We start from the raw sequence: 1446 nt of genomic DNA on the forward strand, positions 1-1446 counted from the left end.
GCTTGCGAAAGCCAACTTGCACGGGGCGAAGGATCAAAAAGTGCTCGCTGGCGGTGATAGGGAAAGTGTCGGCGCCGGCTTCACGGATTCAGGTCTAGTGTTAGACGGCCATGCAAATTGTATGGCCGTTTTTTTTTAAATTTTCCCATAGAATATTAAAAAAATAATACTTTTGATAAGTAAAAATATTAAAAATTGCATGTAAAGAATAAGAAAACATCTGATAGCGTAAAATTCTAAATGGTCCAAACTCAACACAAGAAATACAAATTGATACAAATTGTTTCAGAGGGAAATAACATGAAACTGAAAAATAAATCATGCAAGCGAACTGTTTTAATAGCAACGCTGTTAACGGCAACCCTTTCAGTTTCTTTATCTATTAACGCCGACAGCAGTCGCGTTGAACAGTTTTCTAAGCAATCAGCCGCTCAACATAATTACACTAACTATAGCGTCATTGCTCAAATCGGTAACAATAACAGCACCCATGTTTCGCAATCGGCTAGTTACCAAGCAGGTAATTTTTCTAACATTTATCAGTTAGGAAACTACAACTCTGCAAATGTGAATCAAACCGGGGGCAATAACGTTAGCAATATAATGCAACAGGGGTTTAACCATAAAGCAGATGTTACTCAATTAGGTGGTGCATCAAGAGAGTTGAACTCTTATGTGCGCCAGTCGGGTAATAGTAGTGACGTACAGATTTCACAATCGGGGAGTGGCTACCGTGGTATCAGCGTTGAACAACAAGCGTTTTCAACCTATGCACGCCCGGTCACCGTCGAAACCTACTGAGCAACAAATGTTGCCTCAGTAATAACTAAAGCAAGTATGCATAAAGGGGAAACACCATGAAAACTCAAATCACCACTATCGCCGCTGCTGTTGCTTTTGCTATGAGTTCTGCTGCTTTTGCACAGTTCTCAGGTGGTAGCGACTCTTCTATCTACCAAGTCGGTAATAATAACACTAACGATGTTACTCAGTGGGGTTCTCAGACATCTCGTATTTATCAACAAGGTAGTTTTAACTCAGCAACCGTATCGCAAGATGATGTTGCTGGTGTTGCGACTACTTTCGCCGGTCTTAATAACTCTGGCGTAGAACAAATTGGTAATGGCAACTCGGCAGACGTTAGTCAACTGGGCGCATTTAACGACTCTACCGTATACCAAGAAGGTGCCGGCAATAGCGCCTCTGCGGATCAGGATGGAACCAAAAACGTTTCTGTCACTGAACAAATTGGTTTATTCAATGGCACTGACGTTACCCAAGATGGCAAGTTCAACGATAGCTATGCCTATCTAGAAGGCTTTGGTAACAAGGCTACTGTAAGCCAAGAGGGCCTAGCCCGGATTTCTCACAGGGTATAAAAGAAAGCGGCTGAAAGTGCTATGATTTCAAGAACCTAACCAATCCATCAAGCACCAACAGCCGCTT

At 42.2% G+C, this 1446-nt stretch carries 2 protein-coding genes; both read left to right on the top strand.

Translation table 11 applies throughout. The features are described 5' to 3' along the window. The first annotated feature begins 300 nt into the window (after nt 1–300). The gene (locus tag ACQKE4_RS20685) at nt 301–801 is read left to right on the top strand and encodes a hypothetical protein (RefSeq protein WP_427390102.1); all 501 of its coding nucleotides are present in this window, start codon (nt 301–303) and stop codon (nt 799–801) included. A 56-nt stretch (nt 802–857) separates the two neighbouring features. Beyond that, entirely contained in the window at nt 858–1379 is a 522-nt protein-coding gene (locus tag ACQKE4_RS20690) for a hypothetical protein (RefSeq protein ID WP_427390103.1), read from the top strand. Nucleotides 1380–1446 lie beyond the last annotated feature (67 nt).

It is taken from the genome of Halomonas sp. NPDC076908 (assembly GCF_050269715.1).
Taxonomy (GTDB): domain Bacteria; phylum Pseudomonadota; class Gammaproteobacteria; order Pseudomonadales; family Halomonadaceae; genus Vreelandella.